We start from the raw sequence: 251 nt of genomic DNA, 5'->3' as shown, positions 1-251 counted from the left end.
GCAAAGTTCGTATAGTTGCCCGTAGCAGTCACTACTGCCGTATAAGTCAATACTAATGGGGTGGTCGTGGTAACACTTAAGCCACTCCAGCTGATCAAGCCACCACTCTCACTTCCGCCATTACTAATACTTCCAATAGTCGTATATCCATCTGGAACCGTATCTCCTACGCCTACTCCCGTAGCATTGTTAGGGCCTCCATTGGTAACCGTAACACTAAAGGTAACGGTGTCTCCAGCACTGATCGTAGT

At 47.8% G+C, this 251-nt stretch carries 1 protein-coding gene; it reads right to left on the bottom strand.

Annotation, left to right across the window (positions count from 1 at the left end):
- On the bottom strand, nt 1–251 hold a 251-nt coding region (locus tag ACWNT5_RS24335; RefSeq protein ID WP_456518873.1), incomplete at both ends, for a hypothetical protein.

It is taken from the genome of Aquimarina sp. 433 (assembly GCF_054054605.1).
Note: the sequence above shows the minus strand (reverse complement) of the source record. Positions and strands in the feature narration are given on the sequence as shown.